The organism is Nocardiopsis lucentensis DSM 44048, assembly GCF_000341125.1.
GTDB lineage: Bacteria > Actinomycetota > Actinomycetes > Streptosporangiales > Streptosporangiaceae > Nocardiopsis > Nocardiopsis lucentensis.
Genome location: NZ_ANBC01000400.1, coordinates 1 through 24,304, shown reverse-complemented (window position 1 = coordinate 24,304; position 24,304 = coordinate 1). Strand labels below are relative to the sequence as shown.

The window sequence follows — 24,304 nt, the reverse complement described above, 5'->3', positions numbered from 1 at the left end:
CTCCCCCCCGCGCTGGACCGGCTGGCCGAGGCGGCCCAGAGCCGGGACCGGAACGCGATGAGCGACGCCGACCAGGCCTTCCACCAGACGCTCGTGAGCTGTGCGGGCAACAGCCGCCTGGAGCGGATGGCGCAGACACTGCTGGTGGAGACCCGCATGTGCCTGACGGTCATGCAGGACGTGTACCCAGAGCCCGAGGAGATCCTCGACGAGCACCGCCGCATCCTCGACGCCATCGTCGACGGGGCCGAGGAGCGGCTGGGCGTGCTCGAGCTGATCGAGTCGCACATGGTGGACACGGTCGAGCGCATCAACGGGGAGCCTCCGAGAACGGAGCCCTAGCGGCGGTGTTTCCTTGGGGTCTCCGCCGCGCTCGGGCCCGGGTCCGGGCGCCCCGGAGACAGGGATTCTTCATCCTCGGCCGCGCCTGTCGCCCGTTCCTCGCCACGCGGCTCGCCTGCGTCTCGCAGAACCCTGTCGGCGCCCGAACCACATCGGGTGGGCGGTCAGAGCCCGCCGATGCCCACGTACTTCGTGTCGAGGAACTCGTCGATGCCCACACGTCCGCCCTCACGGCCCAGGCCGGAGTGCTTCACGCCCCCGAACGGCGCGGCGGGGTTGGAGACGATGCCCTGGTTGAGTCCGACCATGCCCGCCTCCAGCGCCTCGCTGACCCGGAACGCCCGGTTGAGGTCGCGGGTGTAGAGGTAGCTGACCAGGCCGAACTCGGTGTCGTTGGCGGCGGCCACAGCCTCCTGCTCCGTCTCGAAGGTGAGCACGGGGGCGACCGGACCGAAGATCTCGGTGTAGGAGAGTTCGCTGTCCATGGGTACGTCGGCGAGCACGGTGGGCTGGTAGAAGTGCCCGGGCCCCTCCGCGGCCCCGCCGCCGACCAGCACCCGCGCCCCCCTGCCGACCGCGTCGTCCACGAGCGTCTGGACCTTCCGGCGCGCCTTGTCGTCGATCAGCGGCCCCACCTGGACGCCCTCGTCCACGCCACGGCCCAGCCGCAGCGCGCCCATGCGCTCGCTGAGCCGCGCGGCGAACTCGGCGGCCACGCCGGACTGGGCGTAGATGCGGTTGGCGGCGGTGCAGGCCTCACCGATGTTGCGCATCTTGGCGAGCATCGCGCCGTCCACCGCGGCGTCGAGGTCCGCGTCGTCGAAGACCAGGAACGGCGCGTTGCCGCCGAGTTCCATGGAGGTGCGCAGGACCTGCCCCGCGCTCTGTTCGAGGAGTTTGCGCCCGACCGCCGTCGATCCGGTGAAGGAGAGCTTCCGGATACGGCCGTCGCTCAGGAGGGGTTCGGTGACGGCTCCGGGCGACGTGGTGGGGATGACGCTGAGGACGCCCTCCGGCAGCCCGGCCTCGGCCAGGATGCCCGCCAGGGCGAGGGCGCACAGGGGGGTCTGGTGGGCGGGCTTGAGGATCGCCGTGCACCCGGCCGCGATCGCGGGTCCGATCTTGCGGGTGCCCATCGCCATGGGGAAGTTCCAGGGCGTGATGAGCATGGAGGGACCGACGGGCTGTCGCATGATGAGGAAGCGCGACTTGCCGTCGGGTGAGGTCGAGAAGCCGCCCTCGATCCGCACGGCCTCCTCCGAGAACCACCGGAGGAACTCGGCGGCGTAGGCGATCTCGCCGCGCGCCTCGGGCAGGGGTTTGCCCATCTCCAGGGTCATGAGGACGGCCAGGTCCTCCTGCCGCTCCATCAGGAGCTCGTAGCCCCGGTGCAGGATCTCGCCACGGGCGCGGGGAGCGACCGCGGCCCACTCCCGCTGGGTCCGGTGCGCCACGTCGAGGGCGACGAGGGCGTCCTCCTTGCCCGCGTCGGCGACCTCGCACAGCGTCTCCCCCGTGGAGGGGTCCTCGACCGCGTAGGTCGCCCCGGACGCGGCGTCACGCCACTGCCCTCCGAGGAAGAGCCGCTTGTCCACCTGTGCGACGACCCGTGCTTCCTGATCCGACATGTTCCCCACTCTCCAGTCACGCACTGCCCCGGGTGGGCCACCCGCGGTCAGAACTGCCCGGCGTGAGCCCTCTGGACACCGCCCGACACGGATGTTTCCATAGCACCGTCGATTGTCAACAATCCTACAGAACACGCAACCACGGAAGTGAGACAGCGCATGGCGGAGCTCTCCCCGATCCTCAAGCAGGCGACCCCCGTTCTCGCGGCACGGGGTGAGGGCGCCTACCTCTACGACGAGGACGACCGCCGCTACCTCGACTTCACCGCGGGCATCGGCGTCACCAGCACCGGCCACTGCCACCCCAGGGTGGTCGCCGCAGCCCAGGAGCAGGTCGCCACGCTCATCCACGGCCAGTACACCACCGTGATGCACCGGCCGCTGCTGAGGCTCACCGAGCGGCTCGGAGACGTCCTCCCGGAGGGCGTCGACCGGCTGTTCTACGTCAACTCCGGCAGCGAGGCCGTGGAGGCGGCGCTGCGACTGGCGCGGCAGGCGACCGGGCGGCAGAACGCGATCGTGTTCCAGGGGTCCTTCCACGGACGGACGATGGGCGCGGCGTCGCTGACCACCTCCGGCGTGAAGATCCGGGCGGGGATCGGCCCTCTCGTGCCCGGGGTCGTGGTCAGCCCGTTCCCGTACGCCTACCGCCTGGGGATGGCCGAGGAGGACGCGGTCGCCCACGCGCTGCGGGAGTTCGACTACCAGCTGACCACGGTGAGTTCACCGAAGGACACCGCGGCGGTGTTCATCGAGCCGGTGCTGGGCGAGGGGGGCTACGTGCCCGTACCTGACTCCTTCCTCCGGGGGCTGCGCGAACGCGCCGACCAGCACGGGTTCCTCCTGGTCCTGGACGAGGTGCAGACCGGTTTCGGCCGGACCGGCACCTTCTGGGGCCACGAGCCCTCGGGGGTGCGCCCGGACATCGTCATCACCGCCAAGGGGCTGGCGAGCGGCTTCCCGCTGTCGGCGATCGCGGCGCCGGAGTCGATCATGGCCAAGGCGTGGCCGGGGTCTCAGGGCGGCACGTACGGCGGCAACGCGGTGGCGTGCGCGGCGGCGATCGCCACCCTGGACGTGATCCAGGAGGAGGGCCTGGTGGAGAACTCGGCGCGGATGGGCGAGCGTCTGCGGCAGGGCCTGGAGAAGGTCGCCGGGGCCCACCCGGTGATCGGTGACGTGCGCGGACGCGGCCTGATGCTGGCCAACGAGTTCACCGCGCCCGACGGGTCGCCCGACGGGGCCACGGCCCTGCGCGCCCAGCAGGCCGCCGCCGGGAACGGACTCCTCCTCCTCACCTGCGGCCCGGCGGGGAACGTCGTCCGGATGATCCCGCCGCTGGTGGTCAACGGAGAGCAGGTCGACACCGCGGTCTCCCTGTGGGCGGCCTCCGTGGAGGAGGCGGCCCGGGGCTGACCGGGACGCAACCGGAACACGCTGCCGCCCGTCTCAGGGGTGGATGCCGGTGCGGCTCCACCCCGAGGCGAGGCGGTGCGTATGGGACGGCGCGGAAGAATCCACAGCACGATGAGCAACGGCGTCCGCCCGGTGTTCGATCCCGAACTGCCTCCGGACGTCACCGCCCGCCTGCGGGCGAACCCGTCCTCTCTCCTCCGCGAGACGGACACCGCCCGCCCCTGGTCGGGGCACCGGGGAAGGCTGCTCGTGGGCGGCATCGCCGTCGCCGCTCAACCTCGCCTGGCTGCTGGGGAACGTATGGCTCATGCTGGAGATGACCGGCTGGTACCTCGTGGGACTGCTCGTCCACGCGGTCGTGGTGGCCGTCGGCGGGATCGCCGCGATCCGCATGACCCCGCGTACGTCGCTGCCCGCCCGGCTCCGCGGAAACGGGGCTCGTCGGGGATGGATCTGGTTCAGTCTGTCGGTGTTGCCCGTGACGCTCGTCAGCTGGATGTCCGTCCCCGCGGGGCCGTGGCCGTCCTCTGTCCTCGTGTGGTACACCCCCACGGTGGTCTACACCGCTGTTGCCCTGTGGGTGGCCTTCGGTTGGAGTCGGAACGACCGCTTGGCCGCGGCCCACGCGCACCGCTACCTGGTTCCGGCGGACTTCGACGCGCGCGGCTCGGACCTACTCGCCGACGTGCAGAAGACGATCAACACGCTGTGGGCGGCGGGAAAGGTCATGGGTGAGTCGTTCGACGCCGAACAGCCGCTGGGGGTGCTGCGCGCCGAGGAGTGGCGGATCGCGTCGGCCCTGTACCGGTACCAGCGGCTGCGGGCGGAGCACGGGAAGGAGACCGCCGATGCCGCGTCGGACCGGGCGCGCGCCCTGCTGGCACGGCAGAACGAGCGGCAGGAGGCGGCCTACGAACAGCTGTCCGCCCAGGTAGACCCGATCCGGGAGTACGGTGCCGCTGTCGGGGAGGCCCTGCGGGCGCACACCGAGTGGGAGCAGATCGAGCGCGCCGAGGCCCGTGAGGAGCGGATCTCCGAACTCAGCGCGCGGGTGTCCGCGGAGGAGGGCGCGAGCGCTGGCCTGCTCCGGGACGAGGCGTTGAGCGCGCGGGCCGCCAAGGAGGCCCGGGACGAGCTGATCGACCGGGCGCTCGCGGCGGGACGGTTGCTCAGCGCGGAGCCGGGCGGGCGGGGTTGAGTCCAGGCCGGGAGCGACGCCGCGCACCCCATGTCCCGGGTCACACCAGAAAAGTGCACGAAGCCCTCCCGACACCGTGATAGAGTCGGAGACGTCGCCAGGGAGGCAAGGCCAACCGGGCGACACACAACTGAAGACCTGCACTCGTAGCTCAATGGATAGAGCATCTGACTACGGATCAGAAGGTTGGGGGTTCGAGTCCTCCCGAGTGCGCCACCTTGAGACAGTGGAGATACCGCCGGACCTGGACACCACACAGGCCCGGCGGTTTCTTTTGTGCCCAGCCCGCCGGCACGACCCACTCCGCCACGCGGCGCGCCCGGCGAGGGGTTCCCCGCCGAACGCGCCGCGGCGTTCGCGTTCCGGTGGGCGTCAGGCTCCGACCGGCTTCACCGGCCGCGGTGAGGGGGCGCGCAGCTCGGCGACCACGGCGTCGACGTGCTCCGGTGTCAGCAGTGTGTAGTGGTCGCCGGGAACCTCCGCGACCGTGACACCCCCCTCGCACACGGGCAGCCAGGACTCGGCGGTCACAGCGCCGCCGCCCGACACCGCCTGGATGAAGTGGACCGCTCCGGGATACGGCTCGGGCCGGTATCCCGCGAGCGCCCGGGCGTTCGCGGCGAAGCGCGCGAAGGTCGACTCGAACTCGGCCAGGTCGATATCGCCGGGAAGGATCCCACGTTCACCCAACGTGGAGAAGAGCTCTTCCAAGGAGGAGCACTCAAGGTCGGCGTCGGCTCCGTGGCCGGTGAGACCCGCCAGGTCGCGGGCGAGCCAGGAGCGCAGCCGCGCTTCGCCCACCTCGGCCTTCTCCAGGTCCCCGGGGGTCTCCGTCACGTCGATCGCGTCCACCCGTTCGACGACGTGCCCCAGCGACTCCAGTTCCCGGGCGAGCTCCAGGGACAGCAGACCGCCCATCGACCACCCGGCGAGACGGTAGGCGCTCCCCGGAACGTCCCGCGCGACGGCCCGCGCGTAGTCGGCCACGAGCTCGGTGAGGGTCAGCTCCCGTTCGTGCGGGTGCGGCGACTGCAGCGCGTAGACGGGCTGGTCCCCGCCGAGCCGACGGCTCAGCTCGGCGTAGCACAGCACCTCTCCGCCCACGGGGTGGGCCAGCACCAGCGGCGTGGCCGTCCCCTCGGCCCTGATCGGCACCACGACGGGACGGTCGTTCGATGGCGTGCCAACCCTCTCCTCACGCACCCTCCGGGCCAGTTCGCGGATGGTGGGGGCGGCGAACAGGGCGGCCACGGGAAGGTCGGCGCCCAGTTCCCGGCGCACCGCCGACACGAGCCGCACCGCCAGCAGCGAATCGCCGCCCAGTTCGAAGAAGTCGTCGGTCACGGACAGTGCGGGCGCCTCGAAGAACGCTCCCCAGATGTCCAGCAGCAGCTTCTCCTCGTCGTCGGCCGGAGGCGCGGCGGCCTCGTCCTCCGCCGCCGGACCGTCCGGGACGGCGGTCAGCGCGGCCCGGTCCACCTTGCCGTTGGAGGTCAGGGGGAAGGCGTCGCGAACCGTGACGGCCGCCGGAACCATGTAACCCGGGACCCGGTCGGTCAGCATCTCGCGCAGCTCGGCGCCCGTGTGGGCGGCGTCCGGCCGCAGGAGGACGTGGGCGGTGAGGCGCTTCTTGTCGCGGTCGCCGCGAACCACGGCCACGGCGTCCCGGACCCCCGGGCAGCCGAGCAGAGCCGCCTCCACGTCTCCGAGCTCGATGCGGTGACCGCCGACCTTCACCTGCATGTCCTCACGCCCGAGGAACTCGATCTCACCGTCGGGCAGGAGGCGTCCCCAGTCACCGGTGCGGTACAGGCGCCGCCCAGTGGCGGGGTCGGTGACGAAGCTGCGGGCGGTGCGTTCGGCGTCCCCCAGGTAACCGCGTGCCAGCCCGGCCCCGGCGATGTGGATCTCGCCGGGGACCCACGGCGGACGCGGCCGCATCGCACGGTCGGCGACGAACACGTGCTGGTTGCGCATCGACACCCCGTACGGGATCGACGGCAGCTCTCCGTCGGAGGCGACGATCCGGTGCCAGATGGACCAGATGGACGCCTCCGTGGCTCCGCCGAGACTCCACTGCGCGGCCTCGGGGAACAGTCTCCGGATGTCGGCGGGCAACGCCACCGGGATCCAGTCGCCGCTCATCAGCACCGCGCGCAGCGGCGGAAGGGCGGGCAGGGGCATGTCGGTCGGCACGTACGCGCACAGCATCGCCATGAGTGCCGGAACACTGTTCCAGACGGTGACGCCGTCCTGGCGCATGCGCCGCAGCCACGCGTCCGGCTCCCGCAGTTCCTCCGGTGTGGGGATGACCAGCGCACCGCCGACGGACAGCGGTCCGAAGACGTCGTAGACGGACAGGTCGAAGTTGAGCGCCGACAGGGCGAAGACCCGGTCCCGGGACGTCAGGCCCAGTTCCCCGTTGACGTCGAGAACGGTGTTGAGCGCGGGGCCGTGTTCGATCATCACCCCCTTGGGGGTACCGGTGGAGCCGGAGGTGTAGATGACGTAGGCGAGGTCGCGCGGCGACGGCTTCACCTCCGGAGGGGCCACCACCGGGTCGTCCGGCGCGGGCGGCGCCACCTCTCGGACCCACACGCCCTCGGGCCACTCGACGGCGTCGCGCAGCCACGGTTGCACCAGCGCCCGGCCGATCCCGGCCGCCTCGATGATGCCGCGTACCCGGCGCGCGGGCCACCGCGGGTCGACGGGCACGTAGGCGGCCCCGGCCCGCAGCACACCGAGGCAGGCGACGACCTGTTCCCATCCCTTCTCCATGGTGACGGCGACCAGGTCCTCCGGGCCCGCCCCGCTGTCGGCCAGGTCCCTGGCCACGCGAGCGGACTCGGCGTCCAGCTCCCCGTAGGTCAGCGACCGGCTCTCGCTGACGACGGCCACGGCCTCCGGCGTCCTCGCCGCCTGGGCCACGACGTCGCGGTGGAGCAGGGCGTCCTCGGCGAAGACGTGCTCGGCGGCCGGCGGGATGGTGTCGGCGCCGCCGTGCGGCTCGGACCAGGCGGGCCGAGTCCAGGCGTTGTCAACGGCAGAGTTCACGGATCAGCCCTTCGTAAGCGGTGAACATGTCGTCCACGGTTCCCTCGGGGAAGACCTCCTCGACGACGTCCCAGTTGAGGACCAGGCACCCCTCCTCCTCGAAGGCCTGGTGGTCCAGGATCACCTGGGGTGTGCGGACACCGCTCCACACCGGGACGCCGGACTCGCCGAGTCGGCACAGCGCGCCGATCGGCCCCGCCTCCTCCGCTCCCCCGGCGCGCGGGCCGCTTCCGAGGGTGCTGTTGAAGACCACGGGCATCCGCGCCCGTCCGGCGCCGCCGTCCAGGCGGCCCAGGTCGCGCAGGACGTCGAGACCCGTGTAGGCGACGTGCTCCATGTCGTGGAGCAGTTGCCGCTGGATCGCCGCGGCGTTCTCGCGGAAGGGAGCTCCGGGGTCGATGTGCACCTCCAGGAGGCTGGTCGAGGAGAAGTTGCCGACCGTCCGGGACATGTCCTCGTCGAGGACCCCGCTGCGCTGGGAGACCAGCATGGTGACCGTGAAGTCCGGGGTCTTGGACCACCGCGCCAGTACGTGGCAGTAGGCGGTCAGGACCGCGCAGGACGGGGTCACCCCGGCCGCCGCGGCGTTGCGCTGGAACGCCGCCCACTCCGGCGCGCTGATCCGCAGGCACCGGTTGCCGAAGTCCGGGGTCCGCACGTCGCCCAGGCTGACGGTGAGCGGGAGCTCGGGCGCGGGCGGCAGTCCGGCCGCGCGCTCACGCCAGTACTCCCGGCTCGGTGCGACCGCCTCCGACTCGCCGTGCGCGCGGATCCCGCGCACGAACGTTTCGAACGACGGTCCGACCGGCGGCAGTTGGGCACGCGGGTCCCGGTACAGCCGAGCCCACTCGTTGAACAGCAGTGTGCTGCTCCCGCCGTCCGAGATGAGCACGTCCACGGCGACGTGCAGGCGGGTGACGCGGTCGGTCAGGCGCGTGGCGCGCACCAGGAACAGCGGCCAGGCCGTGATGTCGAAACCGTGCGTGCGCAGCTGGTCGTGCAGCTCCGTCAGACGGGCCGTCCGCTCCTCCTCTCCGAGGTCGCGGAGGTCCTCCACGGCGATGCGGTACTCCGGCACCTCACCCAGCACGCGCTGGGTCCCTTCGGGGGAGAAGACCGCCCGCGTCATCTCGTGCCGCCCGATGAGCGTGCGCAGCGCGCGCTCGGCCGCCGCGACGTCGAATCCGGTGAGGTCGACCTCGATGTACAGCACGGTGGGCACGTCGCCCAGTTCGAAGTCGCCCGCGCGGCCGACGACGTAGGCCTCCTGGAGCTTGGTGAGGCCGAACTCCCCGGGGTCGGGGCGGGCGGCCCCTGGCACCGGCTCCGTGCGGGTGTCTCGCTCCGTTCCGTCGGGCTCGGCGGTGCCCGCCTGCGTCGTCGCTCCCTCCTCCGGGGGTGCGAACAGTCCGAGGACGTGCTCGGTCAGGGCCTGGGGGGTGGGGTGGTCGAAGACCGCGGTCGCCCCGAGCCGGACGTCCAGCGCCCGGCCGAGCCGTGTGCGCAGCTCCACGGAGGTCAGGGAGTCGAATCCCATCTCGTAGAAGGACCTCTGCGGGTCGACGCGTTCGGGCCGGGTGCCGAGCAGCTCGGCGCTGCGTGCCGTGACCAGGTTGAGCAGTACGGCGGTGCGCCGGTCCGCGGACGCGTCCGGATCGTTCAGCACGGCGAGGACGGACGCGCCGCCGGAGTCCGCGCCGTCGGAACCGGACGACCGGGACCGGGAGGCGTCACCGTCGGTCGGGGCCGAGCCGTGGCGCGTCGCGGCGCCCCGTCCGGCGGCGGGGCCCGGGGCGGCGGTCCCGCGGTCGCGCCGGGCCGTCAGTTCGCCCAGCAGGAACGGCACGTCGGCCGGGTCGGGCGCGTTCGCGTCGGGCAGCGCCACACGTCCGCCCACCAGCACGGCCGCGTCACTGGCGAGGGCGCGGTCGAAGAGCTCCAGCCCCTCGCCGACGGAGAACGGCGCCACACCGTTGCGGCGCAGTCGCAGCAGGTCGCGCTCGTCGAGGTGGCCCGTCATTCCGGTGGACTCGGACCACAGTCCCCAGGCGACCGCGTTGGCGGGCCGTCCCTCGCAGCGGCGCCACGCCGCGAAGTGGTCAAGGAAGGTGTTGGCGCCGGCGTAGTTCGCCTGCCCCGGGCCGCCCAGCACACCGTAGATCGACGAGAAGAGCGTGAAGAACCGCAGGTCGTCGTCGCGCGTGGCGTCGTCCAGGGCCACGGCGGAGTCGACCTTGCTCCGCAGTACCCGGTGCAGCTGTTCGGGGGTCATGGCGGAGACGATGGCGTCGTCCAGCAGGCCCGCCGCGTGCACCACACCGGTGATCGGCCGCCACTCCCGCACCTCGGCCAACGCCCGGCGGGCGTCATCGGCGTCGGCTGTGTCGGCCGCGACGACCCGGACCGCCGCGCCGAGCCCTGACAGCTCGTCGCGGAACTCGGCGATCCCCGGAGCGCCGTCCCCGCTTCGGCTCACCAGGGCGAGGAAGCGCACGCCCCAGCGGGTCACCAGGTGTCGGGCCAGTTCACGGCCGAGGGTGCCGGTTCCGCCGGTGATGACGACGGCACCGTCGCCCGGATCGGGGGGAGCGGCCCGGCCCGGCCTGTGATGGGTCAGCTGCGGGCACAGCACCCGGCCGCCGCGGACGGCGAGCTGTGGTTCGGAGCGCTTGAGCGCCGCGGCCACGGCCTCGGGCTCACCCAGTGCCGCGTCGTCGACGTCGACGATCCGGACCCGACCGGGGTGTTCGGTCTGCGCCGAGCGGACCATGCCCCACACCGCGCTCGCGCCCAGGCGGAACTCCCCGTCGCCGGGGACGGCGACGGCGTGGCGCGTGACGAGGGTGAGCAGCACGCGGTCGGCGAGGTCCTCCTCGCCGAGCCACCGTTGGAGTGTGTCCAGGGCGGCGGCGGCCGTCCCGTGGGCCTGATCGCCGACCGTGCCCTCCGTCTCGGAGACGGCGACGGCGATCTGCCATCTTCCGGGGAGGCCGCTGATGACCATGAGGGCCTCGTCCAGGGTCGCCACCGAGATGCCGCCTCTGCTGGCGTCCCGCAGGACGGCGTGGAGACGGCCGTCGTCCTCGCTGACCGCGCAGAGGCGAACGTCGTCCGCCGGTTCGGTGGTGGGCGGACGCCAGTCCAGCTCGTAGAGGGTGGCGGTGTCGGTGCCGTCCTGGGCGGCCGGGGCGACCGCGAGGTCGCGCACGACCATGCGCGACACGGTCAGCAGCACCGCTCCGGACCGGTCGGTCAGGACGAGCGAGACGGCGTTGTCGTCGGTGCGGCGCGCGATCGCGTGGCAGACCTCGCCGCCGGCCGCCTCCCCCAGCCGCACACCGCTGAACGCGAAGGGGACGGCGACGCTTCCGGGGTCGGCGGTGCCCAGCAGCCCGGTGGCGACGGCGGCGTGGAGCGCGGCGTCGGTGAGCGCCGGATGGATCGTGAAGCCGCGGTGGTTGACGCGTGCGGCGTCCGGGAGGACGATGCGCGAGCGGCTGAGCTCGCCGTGGTCCTCGGCCTCACAAACCCCGCGGAAGGCGGGCCCGTAACCGTATCCGCGGCCGCGCAGCAGCTCGTACATGGCGTCCGCGGGCAGCGGCTCGCCGTCCCGGCCCGCGCGGACCGCGTCGGTCGGGTCGGTGTCCCGCGCGGCCGTACCGCCCGGGGTCAGCACCCCCTCGGCGTGGCACGACCACTCCTCGTCTCCCCTCGGGCGCGAGTAGACCGCGACGGGACGCGCGCCCCGCGGCTCGGGCGGTCGGACGGACACCTGGATGTCGACGGCGGATCCGTCCGTGGGAACCGGGAGCGGGTCCCAGAGCATCATCTCCTCGACGTCGGGACAGCCCACCTCGCGACCGGCGGCCAGCAGCAGCTCCAGGAAGGCGGTGCCGGGCAGCAGAGCGGTGTCCTCGACGCTGTGGTCCATGAGCCACGGGTGGCTGCGCACGGACAGGTCTCCGCTGAGGAGGACCGTCCCGTCGTGCGTCGACACGACGGAGGAGAGGAAGGGATGTCCCCCGTCACGGACGGAGGCGGTGGGCGGTGCCGAGCTCGGGGCCGCCGGGCCGGACAGCCAGAAGCGCCGCCGTTCGAAGGGGTGGGTGGGCAGATCCACCAGAGGCGGTTCGGCCTCCCCTGGATCACCGCTCAGGGCGCGCCAGTCGATCGTGTGGCCGCGCACGTAGGCCTCACCGGCGGCCGTGCGGAAGCGTTCCCAGGTCCCCTGGTCGCGTCTGAGGGTCGGGGTGACCGGGCTGTCGCCGCCGGTCTGCCGCACGATCCCCTCCAGGGAGCCGACCAGCACGGGATGCGGGCTGACCTCGATGAACGCGTCATAGCCGCGTGCGGTCATCTCGGCGACGGTCTCAGCGAACCGCACCTGTCCGCGCAGGTTGCGGTACCAGTACGCGGCGTCGAGTTCGTCGCCCTCGACCGGCTCGGCTCCCACGGTGGAGAACATGGGGATCGTGGAGCGGGTCGGGGTGACGTCGGACAGAGCCGCCAGGATGTCGTCGCGCAGGGCGTCCACGGTGGGTGAGTGCGAGGCGTACTTCACCGGCACCCGGCGGGCGTAGACGTCACGGCCGTCGCAGAGGTCGAGCAGGCGCTCGATCCCCGGCTCGTCATCGCCGGAGACGAGGACGAAGTCGGGGCCGTTGGTCGCCGCGACGACCAGGTCGGCGTCGGCCTCACCGATGAGTCGCCGCGCCGTCTCCGGGGAGACGGCGAGCGCGGCCATGCCGCCGCGTCCCGACTCCTCCAGGAGCCGGCTGCGGCAGGCGACGACACGGGCGGCGTCCTCCACGCTGAGGGCGCCGCCCAGACAGGCGGCCGCGACCTCGCCCTGTGAATGGCCGACCACGGCGGCGGGCTCCACTCCGACCGAGCGCCACATCTCGGCCAGGCCGAGCATGACGCAGAACAGCAGCGGCTGGATGACGTCGGTGCGCTCCAGGTCGATGTCCGTCCGTTCGCCGGAGAGGACCTGCATGACCTCGTAGTCGAGGTGTGGTTTGAAGGCCTGGGCGCACTCCTCGACCCGGAGCCGGAAGACGTCGGACTGCCCCAGCAGTGTCCGGGCCATCTCCGGCCACTGCGAGCCCTGGCCCGGGAAGACGAACACCGGGCGGCGGACGGGGCGGGCGTCGCCGTACACGGCCGGTGAGTCCGCGGGGTCCGCGGCGAACGCGCGGGCGGCGGCGATCAGCTCGCCGCGGTTACCGCCCGGCACGACCGCGCGGTGGTCGAAGTCCTGGCGGGCGAGCATCAGGGAGTGCTCCACACCGTCCAACGGGGCCTCGTCCGACTCCAGCCGGGCGGCCACGGCCTCGGCGTAGGTCCGAAGGGCCGTGGGGGTCGCGGCCGAGAGCTTGAGCAGGGTCGGGCGGTCCTCCGCCCCGTCACCGGGGTCCGCGGCCGGTTCGTCGTCCCAGCCCTCCAGGATCACGTGCGAGTTCGTGCCGCTGACGCCGAAGGAGGAGACCGCGCAGCGCCGGACCCCGTCCCGGGAGGCCCAGGGCCGGTTCTCCCGCAGCACCTCGACCGAGTTCGACCAGTCGACATGTGTGTTGAGCGGCCCGTCGACGTGGAGCGTCCGAGGCATCACTCCCGCGCGCATCGCGGTGACGCACTTGATGACGCCGCCGACTCCGGCCGCGGCCATGGAGTGGCCGATGTTGGACTTGAGGGAGCCGAGGAAGACCGGGGCCTCACGGTCGCCCCGACCGTAGGTGGCGCTGATCGCGTTGACCTCGATGGGGTCGCCGAGCCGGGTCGCCGTGCCGTGCGCCTCGACCAGTTGGACGTCCTGGGGGGCGAGTCCCGCGTCGGCCAGCGCCTGGGTGATGACCTTGGCCTGGGCACGGCCGTTGGGGGCGGTCAGCCCGTTGCTGGCTCCGTCCTGGTTGACCGCCGTCCCCTTGATGACGCCGAGGACGCGGCGGTTGAGGCGTCGGGCCTTGGCGAGTGGTTCGAGGACGAGGACGCCCGCGCCCTCGGCCCACACGGTGCCGTCGGCGGCGTCCGAGAAGGTGCGGCAGCGCGCCCCGGGCGAGAGCGCGTGGTTCTTGGCGAAGTCGACGAACATGCCCGGTCCCGCGAGAACGGTGCAGCCGCCGACGAGGGCCAGGTCCGTCTCCCCGCTCCTGAGCGACCGCACGGCGGTGTGGATGGCCACGCCCGACGACGAACAGGCCGTGTCGATGGTGAGCGCCGGGCCCTCCAGTCCGAGCAGGTAGGAGATGCGGCCGGAGGCGACACTGGTGGAGGTGCCGGTCCCCATGTACCCGGCCGTCTCGTCCTGCCAGCGCCACAGCGGCATCCCGTACTCGTTGGGCATCACGCCGACGAAGACGCCCGTCGACGAGCCCTTGAGGCTCGACGGCACGATCCCGGCCCGTTCGACCGCCTCCCAGGCCACCTCCAACAGCACCCGCTGCTGGGGGTCCATGGCCTTCGCCTCCGCGGGTCGGATCCCGAAGAAGGCCGCGTCGAAGGAGTCGGCCTCATACAGGAAGCCGCCCTGCCGGGCGTAGGCGCGATCGTAGAGGTCCGCGGTGTCCCAGCCGCGGTTGTCGGGGAAGTCGCCCACGGCGTCGCGGCCCTGGACGACCATGTCCCGCAGTTCTTCGGGGGTGTTCACCCCTCCCGGGAACCGGCACGCCATGCCCACGATGGCGATGTCGTCCCGCACCGGACCGTGTTCAGGCACGCTGTCCCTCCAACTTCTCCGTCAGGTAGTCGGCCAGTTCGTTCAGAGTGGGGTGGTCGAAGAGGACGGTCTCGGGTATCCCGACCCCGGTCTGGTCCGCGACCGCGTCCGCGAACTCCAGAAGGGTCATCGAGTCGACTCCGAGGTCGCTGAAGCTGCGATCGAAGGCCTGTGCGGGGGCGGGCCCGTCGAGGACGGCGGCGAGCTCGTCCTCGAGCAGGCTCCGCATCGCCCAGGAGCGGTCGGTGGCGGTGCGGGCGGTGGACCACCGGTCCAGGAAGCGCGGTGCGGGGCGCGCGCTGTCGGCCGCGCCGGACGGCGGGGCGTCGGACCGGACACCGGGATCCGGGTCCTGCCGCCGGGGCACGGGACGCGTGCCGGGGCCCGCGTGCCCGTCCGGCAGGGGAAAGGGCCGACGTTGGAAGGGGTAGGTGGGCAGCAGTGGTACCGCGCGCCGCCGTTCGCCGAGGTGGCCGCGGACACCCGTGACGTCGCCCGCGTGCACGTAGGCGCTCGCGGCGCGCACCGCGTCGTCTCGGCGCCCGGGGGTCCGGGGCATCCACTCCGCGGGGACCGCGAGATCGTGTCCGGAGACGATCTTCGCCAATCCCCGCCGGATCTGGTTCCAGTCGGAACCCAGGACGGCGGCCCGGTACTCCCGGTGGCTTCGGACGCTCAGGGCGCGCCCGATGTCCGAGACCGTGCCGGCGGACTCGTCGAACGGGTGGTCGAGCAGGGCCCGGGCCAGGTCGAGGACGGCGTCGCGGGAACATCCGGACAGGCACCAGACGGCGGCCTCGTGACCGCCCTTCCCGGAGTCGGCGCTCCGGTCCGGGGACCCCTCGGCGCCGTACGGCGCCGACCGGTCGTCCGGCGCTCCGAGCAGCACGTGCGCGTGTGTGCCGCCCATGCCGAAGGAGCTGACCCCGATGACGTCCCGGGGGCCGAACGTCCGCCGCTCGGGCCGGGTGACCACCCGGATGTTGTGCTCGTCCAGCGGGATGCCGGGGTGCGGCCGACCGTGGTTGAGGGTGGGCGACAGATGGCCGTGGTGCACCATCAGACACGCCTTGATCAGCCCGGCGATGCCGGCGGCGGCCTCCAGGTGGCCGATGTTCGTCTTGACGGAACCGACGGGCAGCGGGTCGTCCTTCGAGCGGTGCCGTCCCACGGTCGCACCGAGCGCCTCGGCCTCCACCGGGTCCCCGACCGCGGTCCCGGTGCCGTGGAGCTCCACGTAGGCCACACGTTCGGCGGTGACGCCGGCCGCCTCGTGCGCCGCGGTGATCGCCTCGCGCTGGGCCTCGGCGGCGGGGACTCCGAGGCCGCCCGCTCCCCGGCCGGCGTCGTTGGCGGTGGCGCTGCCGCGGATGACCGCGTAGACGTGGTCACCGTCCCGCACCGCCGCGTCCAGCGGCTTGAGGGCGACGCAACCGGCTCCCTCGCCCCGGACGTATCCGTTCGCCCTCTCGTCGAAGGTGTGGCACCGGCCGTCCGGTGACAGTCCGCCCCACAGCCGCACCTGCTCGGTGACGGCCCCCAGCAGGTTGAGGTTGACTCCGGCGACGAGTGCGGCCGAGCACTCACCGAGCCGTAGGGCGCCGACGGCGCGATGGAGCGCGACCAGGGAGGAGGACTGGCCGCTGGCGGTGACCTCGCTGGGGCCTCGGAGGCCCAGGTGGTGGGACACCCGGTTGGCGAGCATGCAGCTGCTGGTGCCCATGTGGCCGAACCGGTCCAGGGATCCGTTCATGAAGTAGCGCATCCGGAAGTCGTCGGCGTCGGCGCCGACGAAGACGCCCCAGCGCGTGTCCCGCAGCCCGTCGGCCGAGAGGCCGGCGTCCTCGACGCACTCCCATGCCAGCTCCAGCAGTAGGCGCTGCTGCGGGTCCATGTACTGCGCTTCCCTGCGCGAGACACCGAAGAACTCCGCGTCGAAGAGGTCGGGGTCGGGCAGGAAGCCTCCGGTGCCGGCCGGAGGCGCGCCCGGCACGGGTCTTCGGTCGGCCCATCGTCCCTTGGGGACGGCGCCGACGCTGGAGACGGCGCCGACGAGATTGGCCCAGAACCGGGTGGGGTTCTTCGCCCCGGGAAACCGACAGGCCAGGCCGATGATGGCGACAGGTGTCACGGATGCGCTCCGAGGGGGTGACTGCGCGTGGGCACGGGTGATGGCGGACGCGCGGGGTGGGTGCGTGGAGGGGAGGGAGGGGAGGGTGGTGGGGGAAGCGGTCAGACCCGTGGCCCGGGTGCGACCGTGAGGCTCTTCAGGCCGCGAAACGTCGGACTGGCCTTCCAGTCGAACCGGTCGGAGGGGGTGACGATCGACAGGTCGGCGCAGCGGCGGATGAGGGTGTCGAAGGCGACCTCGGCTTCGAGCCGTGCGAGGTGCTTACCGATGCAGTTGTGGATGCCCCCGCCGAACGCGAGGTGCTCTCCTCGCGGTGCGGTGACGTCGAGGGCGTCCGGGTCGTCGAAGCGCGCGCCGTCCCGGTTGGCCGCGGCGAAGGAGAGGAAGACGATGGAGCCCGCCGGGAGTTCCACCCCGCCCACCTCGACCGGCTCGGTCACGTAGCGGTAGAGCGAGAGGTTGAACGGTGACTGGTGGCGGAGCAGCTCCTCGACGGCTCCGGGCACCAGGGAGGGATCCGCCCACAGACGCCGTTTCTGCTCCGGGTCGCGTTCGAGGGTGAGCAGACCCGTCACGATGAGGTTGGCGCTCGTCTCGTATCCGGCCGCCAGCAGGGCGTAGGCCTGCGCCACGGCTTCCCGGTCGTCGAGCGACGCGGCCAGCTGTGTGAGGACGTCGTCTTCCGGGTCGTCGCGTCGGGCACGGATCAGCTCGCTCAGGTAGGACACCATACGGTCGGCGTCACGGCGCAGCGCCTCCGGTTCCGCGGCGCCCGTGATGGTCTGCACCCACGAGTTGAACCGGCTCCGGTCGCCGCGGGGGACACCCAACGTGTCGCAGATGACCGAGACGGAGTACGGGAGGGCGAAGTCCCGCACGAGGTCGAAGCTGTCCTCTCCGACGAGGGCGTCGAGGGCCTCGTCGGCCGCCCGGCGCATGTCGTCACGCTTCGCCGCGACCGCACGGGCGGTGAAGATCGTGTTGAGCGGCTTGCGCAGTCGGGTGTGCTTGGGCGGGTCGTTGTTCGCCATGTTGTCGTACAGCAGCGAGGCTCGGCCCCGGTCGCCCGCGGCGCCCTGTTCCTGGCCCGCGTTGGCCGCGAACAGGGGCATGGCCTCGTCGATGCTCTTGCGGAACCTCGGGTCGCGCAAGACGAAGGTGACGTCCTCGTACGACGTCACGAGCCACGCCTTGAGCCCCGGCGGGAGGTAGGCCATCCCGGTCTTCAGGACCACGGGCGTCGGCGTGTTACCGGAGTCCCTGATGGTCCGGTAGACGGGGTAGGGGTCGGCGTAGAACTCCTCGTCGAGTTCGATCGGGCAGCCGCCGCGCGGCGTGCCGTTCGGTTCTCTCACGTCACACCATCGGTTTCTGTGGGGTGGGGTGGGGTGCTGCCGTCGGGCAGCGCGTCGGGGCGTACCGGCCCCGGCCGAGGCGGGTCAGGGGCGGCCGAGAACCAGGGAGACGTTGTGCCCCCCGAAGCCGAAGGAGTTGACGAGGGCACAGTCCCAGTGGCCGGTGCGGGCGGTACCGGTGACGACGTCGCAGTCGACCTCGGGATCGAGGTCCCGCAGGTTGCGGGTGGGCGGCACCGTTCCGTCGCGCAGCGAGAGGATCGCGGCGACGGCGCCCAGCGCGCCCGAGGCCCCGAGGAGGTGTCCGGTCATGGACTTGGTGGCGGTGACCACGGGGTGGGTTCCCAGCGCGGAGGTGATGGCGTCGGCCTCCGCCACGTCACCCTGCGGTGTCGAGGTCGCGTGGGCGTGCACGACGCCCACGTCGGTCGGGCTCAGGTCGGCGGTGCGCAGGGACTGCCGTATGGCGCGGACCTGGCCCGGCGTGTCCGAGGCGGTGATGTGGGACGCGCTGGCGCTGAGGCCCGCACCGAGCAGTCGGCCGTGGGGTGTCGTCACCCCCCGGGCACGGGCGTGCTCGGCCCGTTCCAGAACGACGATCGCGGCGCCCTCCCCGAGGACGAAGCCGTTGCGGCCGGTGTCGAAGGGGCGGCAGGCGAGTTCCGGAGTGGCGTTGTCGGTCGACAGTGCCATCATGCGGGCGAAGGCGGCCAGCGTGAGCGGATAGATGCTGGCTTCGACGCCACCGGCGATGACCATGTCGGCACGGTCGGAGCGGATGAGATCGAGGCCGAGCGCGAGCGCCTCGGCGCCCGAGGCGCAGGCGCTCACCGGGGAGTGCACTCCGGCGAGGGCGCCGAACTCCATGCTGACCCAGGCGGCGGGCCCGTTGGCCATCAGCATGGGCACGGTGTGGGGGGATACCCGCCGGGGTCCGGAGGTCATCAGGGTCTGGTTCTGGTCAAGCAGCGAACCGATGCCGCCGATGCCGGTGCCGATCACCACCGCCAGGCGCTCGGGGTCCACCTCGGGGCGTTCGGCGTCGTCCCAGGCGTCGCGTGCGGTCGCCAACGCCATCTGCTCGCAGCGGTCGAGCCGACGGGCCTCCGTGCGCTCCAGCGCCTCGGCGGGGTCGGTGGGCAGCTGGGCCGCGATGCGCACGGGAAGTGTCTGTGCCCAGCTCTGTTCGAGAGGGGAGACACCGTTCTCGGCTGCGCGCATCGCCGACCAGGTCGTGGTGGCGTCGGCGCCGAGCGGAGTCATGGCGCCCAGACCCGTTGCCCAGACGTCAGTAGTGCTTGACTGCATGGCTGGGGACTTTAGCCAACCTACTAGTAGGTACGCAATCCCTTGTTTGGGTGGTTTGTGGTGGTTTGGGGTGTTTTTCCACGTGAATCTGACCAACTTGTCGGATGAATCTCCTGGCCAAGCAAACTAATGAGTTGGTTTTGATCCGCTATGCTCTCGGCATGTCCTTGAGCAGCCGCTCGGAACACACGCGAGCCCGCCTGCTTGCGGCCGCACGCTCGGAGTTCGCCGCGCACGGCATGAGCGGAGCCCGTGTCGACCGCATCGCCCTCCACGCCGGGATCAACAAGGAGCGCATCTACAGTCACTTCGGCAGCAAGGCGGACCTGTTCACCGCGGTGGTCGCGCAGGCCCTGAGCGAGCACGCGGCCAAGGTCGGCCCTCCCTGCGGCGACCTGGGAGAGTACGCGGGACGGATCTTCGACTTCCATCGGGACAACCCCGAGATGACGAGGTTGATGATGTGGGAGGCCCTGCACTACGGCAGCGACCTCCTGCCCGACGAACAGCTCCGGAGCGGGCACTACGCGCGCAAGGCCGCGGCCCTGGCCGAGGCGACCGGAGCACCCCTGGACGACGAGGCGGCCGCGGCCACCTTCCTGGCGGTCGTCGGCATCGCCGTCTGGCCGCTGGCCTTTCCCCAGATGACGCGCCTGATCCTGGGCCGCGGTCCGGAGGGCGTGCCGGACACGCGCTCCTACGTCGTCGCCGTGGCCCGCACCCTCCCGGAACTGGACAAGCGAACGGAATAGACCAGGCGGGGGCACCGCCCCGACGTTGTCGCGGGACGGCCGAAGACCGTTCCAGCTTCTCCGCGCGGGCGTACGGAAAACGCCGGAGCAGGGTCCGAGACTTTCAACCCAGGCGACCTATGGTTACGGAGAGTAGCCGAGCTGTGCCCTGGGGTGTCTCGTGCCCGCCGCGGTCCGCTGACGCTCCTGACATTTCCGTCCAGCAATTACTCCCCCGGGAGTCGGGGTTCGCGTGCGCACGGGCCCGCTCCCGGCCGGAGCACCCGAGATCATTCCGGAGGAACGACATGAGCCTGTCCAGGCGCTCCCTCCTGCTCGCGGGCGCGGGGGCCGTCGCGCTCGGCGCGGGACTGCCCGGCACCGCCACCGCGGCGGGTCCGTTCCAGCGGCGGCGACCGGCCCTGAGCCCGTTCGTGCGCCAGGACGTGGCCAAGCTCTTCGATCCCGTGACCGGCGACTGGCATCCACGGCTGTACTGGTACGCCAGGGCGGTCGGCTGGATGAAACAGCGGGACGGCACACCGGACCGGCACGACTCCTGGCTGTTCCAGTGGTACACCCACGGCAAGCCCACGCCACAGCGGGACGGAGATCCGCCCGAGTGGCGTCAGTGCCCGCACGGCGACCGGTACTTCCTTCCCTGGCACCGCTGGTACCTCTACTACTTCGAACGCATCGTCCGGCGCGTCATCGTGGAGGACCTGGGCCAGTGGGACCAGTTCGACTGGGCACTCCCCTACTGGAACTACGCCCACCGGGAGCCCGGCGACGGCTCCGAGGAGTACCGCAGGGTCCCGCTCCCCTTCCGGCAGCGGACCATGCGCGGCCCTGACGGCCGGGAGGAGGAGAACCCGCTCTACCTCCCCCCGTACGACACCGAAGGGCGGTGCCGGGGCGCCGAGCCTCTGACTCCGACCGAGGTGGACCCGAGCGAGGCGATGGCCCAAACGTGCTTCTGGCCGCCCGAGGACACCCCCGGCGCTTCCTCCGGCTTCTCCCGGGTGTTCGAGCACCGGCCGCACGACATCGTGCACGGTACGGTCGGCGGCCTGATGGGAGCCGTCCCCACGGCCGCCGGGGATCCGGTGTTCTGGCTGCACCACTGCAACATCGACCGCCTGTGGTACGCCTGGATGGCGGCCGACCCCTCACACACGTCGCCGACCGGCTGGCGGTGGCCGGCGGTTCGCCCGGGGCACGGCCCCCAGGACGACGAACCCTTCCTGCTGCGCGACGCGGACGGGAGCCGGCACGTTCTGGAGGGCGACGTGTTCGCATTCCCCGACCACGCGTACGAGTACGACTCGCTGACCGACGGCACCGGCACGGACACGTCGAACTTCGCGCCGTTCGTCGTCCCACCCGGGCAGACGGACGAGCTGGCCGCGACCACCGAGGAGGAGACGCGCCTGGCGGCCCGGAACATCGTCACCCTCACCCCCGCGCCGGGCGGCGCGGAGGCGCTCCAGACGACCACGACGGGCGATGGCGGCGGCGAGCGGGTCCTACTCACCTTCGAGGGCGTACGGGCCACCCGGCAGCCCTGCTCTCCCTTCAGCGTCTTCCTCGGCGGCGACCGGTCCGGCACCGACCCGGACGGCCCCGCCTTCGTGGGTCTGCTGGCCTTCTTCGACAACGTCGGGGACGAGCCGCATCCGGAAGGCCGGACGTTCAGCTTCGACGTGACCGAGAAGCTACGCGAGCTGGAGGACACGTCCGCCTGGGCGACCGGGGACGAGGTGCCGACGGTCCGTGTGGTGGCCGACCGACCGGAGGCGTTGGCCGCGGACTCCGACCCGCGGTTCGCTCGGGCCACGCTCACGGTGGTCTGACCTCCCGGCCCGATGCCGGTCCGGTTCGGGGACACATGGTGTTGGGTGACGATGGTGCGGACGAACGAAACGGTTCGTCACCTTCGCTCCCCCTCCGTTCCCGAGGAGAACACCCGTGCCCCACCAGGACCGGCAACACGTGACGGACGACCGTTCCCACCTGCGGGCCGACTGCGCGAACTGTTTCGGTCTGTGCTGTGTCGCCCTGCCCTTCTCCGCCTCCGCCGACTTCCCGGTCGACAAGGACGCCGGGCAGCCGTGCACCAACCTCCAGGAGGACTTCCGCTGCGGTGTCCACGCGCGGCTGCGGGAGAAGGGCTTCTCGGGCTGCACCGTCTTCGACTGCTTCGGGGCCGGGCAGAAGGTCTCCCGGGTCACCTTCGACGGACGGGACTGGCGAGCCCGCCCCGAGACGGCACGGCGGATGTTCGACGTGTTCGGCGTCATGCGCCAACTCCACGAACTGCTCTGGTACCTCACCGAGGCGCTCGCCCTTCCCGCGGCGCACTCCCTCCACGGGGACCTGCGCCGGGTACGGGACCACGTCGACCACCTCAGCCAGGGCCGCGCCGAGCGACTCGCGGACGTGGACGTCACAGCGGTTCGCGGCGAGGTGGGCGATCTGCTGTCACGTGCCAGCGCGTTGGTGCGCGATGAGGTGCCCGGCCGTACGGAGAACCACCGGGGAGCCGATCTGATCGGGGCGGATCTGCGCGGTGCCGACCTGCGGGGCGCCACCCTGCGCGGCGCCTACCTCATCGCCGCCGACCTCCGCCGCGCCGACCTGAGGAGGACCGACGTCCTCGGGGCGGATCTGCGCGACGCCGACCTGCGGGGCGCCGACCTGACCGGAAGCCTCTTCCTCACACAGCCGCAGGTGAACGCGGCCAGGGGCGACGCCGCCACCAGGCTGCCCCCGGGGCTCGTCCGGCCCTCACACTGGGGCACCGGTCGAGCCGCCAAGGGGTAGGGTCGCTCGGCGGCGCCCGAGGAGCGGGCCCCGGGCGCCGTGTCGGCGGGCGGGCGCCCGCTTTCGCTCAGCTCTCGTCAGACGCCTCAGAGCTCGCGGAGGCCGTCTTCCTCCGACGAGTCAGGTAGACGGTCGCGGCGCCGCCGACGGAGATGACCGCGCCGGCCGCGACCAGGCCCGCGACCGGGCTGCCGGTCTGCGCCAGGGGACCGCCGGACTCGGCCTCGGGCCGCTCCTCAGCGGCGTCGCGGTCGTTCTCGGACGCGGGCTCGTCACCCTCCCCGGAACCGCCCTCCCCGGGGTTGTCCTCCCCGGAACCGCCCTCCTCAGAGCCGCCGTCCTCGGAACCGCCCTCCCCGGAACCGCCGTCCTGACCGTCCTCTCCCCCGGTGTCCTCGTCACCGCTGCCGTCCTCGGTAGTGGCGGGCGCCGTGTCCGAGGCGACGATGACCTCGCCGACCTCGTACGAGACGCTGAACCCCTCGTCAGGGAAGCTCACGACCAGGTCCAGGGTCTGCACCCCGCCCCACAGCTCCTGTTCCGGATCGATCTCCTGCCACCGGAGCGACTCCTCCGTGATCGTCTCGTGCCAGGGGGACGTCTCGGTGGAGAAGGAGATCTGCGCGCCGAGTTCGTTCACCTCGACGGACTCGGTACCCGGGGTGTGGGAGTACTGGCGCTCACCGGCCCAGTTCTGTTCCACCAGGATGTCGGTGTCGGTGTAGGACGCCCGAAGGACGACATCATCGGAACCCCCACCCTCGGGGTCCTCCAGCCCGGGCTGGGACACACCTCCCTCATCCGCCGCGCGCATGGCCTCGACGTCGGCCTCGGTGAGCTCGACACGGAGCTCCCGGAACAGCACCCGCGCACGGAGTTCGTCCTCGACCACGTCCACGACGTGGCTGTTGAGGGAATCGACGAACAGCTCGTCGCCGTACAGGGGCCCGTGGTACCCGCCGACGTCACCCCCTCTCGGGTAGAACCCGGTGATGACGCCTTCTCCGGCGTTGTGCGACCGCGCGTAACCGACCTCACCGTTCTCAGCGTGAGCCGGAGAGGCGATCGCGACACCGAGGGCACCGACGGCGGCGAAGGCGACACCGCCCTGGAACAGGCGACGTACGGGGATTCGGAAACTCAAGGAAATCCTCATTCGGATCGGCCCGGGCTGTGTTCTCGCACCGGGATGTGGGATGCCACGCGCCCCGCCTTGGGGGGGAGGGAGGAGGACCGCACAGGTCAGGGAGGGCAGACGGATAATGGAACCGAGTACCACCACGAAGGACCCTAAAACACGACCGGATTCCGGAAAGACAAGGCGCGGTGACGATGGCATAACGTGCCACCGGCCAACACGCGGGTCACCGGCCCTATCGAATCGACAGGGAGCGAACGCCGACCGTGCGGCGTTCGGCTCACCGCTCCCCACGAGGTGTGACGGGGCGCCGCGCCCCTACCGGCGCAGATCCAGCACGCGCTTTCCGCGGGCGTGGCCGGTCTCGACCCCCCGGCGGGCGTCCCGGACGTCCGCCTCCGCGTTCGGGGGCGTCTCCCGTGTGTTCCTCACCATCCGGTGCGCAGCAGATGGTTGACCAGGAGG

The 24,304-nt window shown here is 72.0% G+C and carries 13 protein-coding genes and 1 tRNA gene; 7 read left to right on the top strand and 7 right to left on the bottom strand.

The features are described from left to right. Positions 1-342, top strand: a 342-nt coding sequence (locus D471_RS0113540; protein ID WP_017599105.1) for an FCD domain-containing protein, incomplete at its 5' end; no start/stop codon positions are given. 164 nt (positions 343-506) lie between these two features. On the opposite strand, the gene D471_RS0113535 is transcribed toward D471_RS0113540, so the two are convergent. Continuing rightward, entirely contained in the window at positions 507-1,970 is a 1,464-nt protein-coding gene (locus D471_RS0113535) for an NAD-dependent succinate-semialdehyde dehydrogenase (protein WP_026127702.1), read from the bottom strand. Between the two features lie 159 nt (positions 1,971-2,129). Between D471_RS0113535 and D471_RS0113530 the strand changes: the two genes are divergently transcribed. The 3 genes from D471_RS0113530 (at position 2,130) to D471_RS0113520 (ending at position 4,800) form a co-directional block, all read left to right on the top strand. Continuing rightward, positions 2,130-3,386: an aspartate aminotransferase family protein gene (locus D471_RS0113530; RefSeq protein WP_017599103.1), complete on the top strand. Its 1,257-nt coding sequence runs from the start codon at positions 2,130-2,132 to the stop codon at positions 3,384-3,386. Between the two features lie 307 nt (positions 3,387-3,693). Next, positions 3,694-4,584, top strand: a complete 891-nt coding sequence (locus D471_RS34355; protein ID WP_017599102.1) for a hypothetical protein — start codon at positions 3,694-3,696, stop codon at positions 4,582-4,584. 140 nt (positions 4,585-4,724) lie between these two features. Further along, positions 4,725-4,800, top strand: a tRNA-Arg gene (locus D471_RS0113520). Between the two features lie 156 nt (positions 4,801-4,956). On the opposite strand, the gene D471_RS34350 is transcribed toward D471_RS0113520, so the two are convergent. From D471_RS34350 to D471_RS0113495, 5 genes are all read right to left on the bottom strand, one after another. Then, the gene (locus tag D471_RS34350; protein ID WP_051059168.1) at positions 4,957-7,638 is read right to left on the bottom strand and encodes an amino acid adenylation domain-containing protein; all 2,682 of its coding nucleotides are present in this window, start codon (positions 7,636-7,638) and stop codon (positions 4,957-4,959) included. Continuing rightward, positions 7,622-14,353: a type I polyketide synthase gene (locus tag D471_RS0113510; protein WP_026127701.1), complete on the bottom strand. Its 6,732-nt coding sequence runs from the start codon at positions 14,351-14,353 to the stop codon at positions 7,622-7,624. Before D471_RS0113510 ends, D471_RS34350 begins: the two co-directional genes overlap by 17 nt. Beyond that, on the bottom strand, positions 14,346-16,484 hold the full coding sequence (locus tag D471_RS0113505; RefSeq protein ID WP_017599101.1) for a beta-ketoacyl synthase N-terminal-like domain-containing protein: 2,139 nt from the start codon (positions 16,482-16,484) through the stop codon (positions 14,346-14,348). The genes D471_RS0113510 and D471_RS0113505 overlap by 8 nt, the downstream gene beginning before the upstream one ends. 101 nt (positions 16,485-16,585) lie before the next feature. Then, the gene (locus D471_RS0113500; RefSeq protein WP_017599100.1) at positions 16,586-17,839 is read right to left on the bottom strand and encodes a cytochrome P450 family protein; all 1,254 of its coding nucleotides are present in this window, start codon (positions 17,837-17,839) and stop codon (positions 16,586-16,588) included. A gap of 84 nt (positions 17,840-17,923) precedes the next feature. Then, positions 17,924-19,147, bottom strand: coding sequence for a beta-ketoacyl-[acyl-carrier-protein] synthase family protein (locus D471_RS0113495; protein WP_026127700.1), 1,224 nt, complete (start codon positions 19,145-19,147; stop codon positions 17,924-17,926). A 161-nt stretch (positions 19,148-19,308) separates the two neighbouring features. Here D471_RS0113495 and D471_RS0113490 point away from each other — a divergent pair, with 161 nt between their 5' ends. The 3 genes from D471_RS0113490 (at position 19,309) to D471_RS0113480 (ending at position 22,701) form a co-directional block, all read left to right on the top strand. Beyond that, the gene (locus D471_RS0113490; RefSeq protein WP_017599098.1) at positions 19,309-19,899 is read left to right on the top strand and encodes a TetR/AcrR family transcriptional regulator; all 591 of its coding nucleotides are present in this window, start codon (positions 19,309-19,311) and stop codon (positions 19,897-19,899) included. Between the two features lie 287 nt (positions 19,900-20,186). Next, entirely contained in the window at positions 20,187-21,731 is a 1,545-nt protein-coding gene (locus tag D471_RS0113485) for a tyrosinase family protein (protein ID WP_017599097.1), read from the top strand. Between the two features lie 115 nt (positions 21,732-21,846). Then, positions 21,847-22,701: a pentapeptide repeat-containing protein gene (locus D471_RS0113480; protein ID WP_017599096.1), complete on the top strand. Its 855-nt coding sequence runs from the start codon at positions 21,847-21,849 to the stop codon at positions 22,699-22,701. 67 nt (positions 22,702-22,768) lie between these two features. On the opposite strand, the gene D471_RS0113475 is transcribed toward D471_RS0113480, so the two are convergent. Beyond that, positions 22,769-23,845: an LPXTG cell wall anchor domain-containing protein gene (locus D471_RS0113475; RefSeq protein ID WP_017599095.1), complete on the bottom strand. Its 1,077-nt coding sequence runs from the start codon at positions 23,843-23,845 to the stop codon at positions 22,769-22,771. Positions 23,846-24,304 lie beyond the last annotated feature (459 nt).